The 381-nt window shown below is 62.7% G+C and carries 1 protein-coding gene; it reads right to left on the minus strand.

Annotated elements, in window-relative coordinates; translation table 11 throughout:
- Positions 1-381 (minus strand): DUF5801 repeats-in-toxin domain-containing protein (locus ACW5W8_RS23940; RefSeq protein ID WP_498630905.1); only part of this gene is annotated, 381 nt, incomplete at both ends.

Below are 381 nucleotides of genomic sequence, written 5' to 3' on the forward strand. Positions count from 1 at the left end.
TTGTCGGTGATGGTGCCCACCAGTTTCACCAGGTTGGCTGACAGCAGGCTGCTCTCCTGATCCGGGCCGCTGTTCGGGGTGTGTGCGATGGCACGCACTTGATCCAGTGTCACCTCCCCGCTGCTGTTGACCGACAGGGTAAAGGCCACACTGCCGCTGCTGCCACCCACCCGGCCGACCACGCTGCCACTCTCCAGATAGAGCAGGATGTCCTGACCGGTCGCGGTGTCGTTGAGCCCGCTATCTGCCCCGGCAGCACTGACATTCAGGCTGTAAACCAGGGTGCCGGCCCCATCGGCGCCAAAGCTGCTGGTGAACAGGCTGGCATAGCTGGTGCTGGCATTGAGTGACAGGTTGCTTTCGTCCACCTGCAGACTGTCG

The sequence above is a fragment of the Aeromonas aquatilis genome (assembly GCF_054052405.1).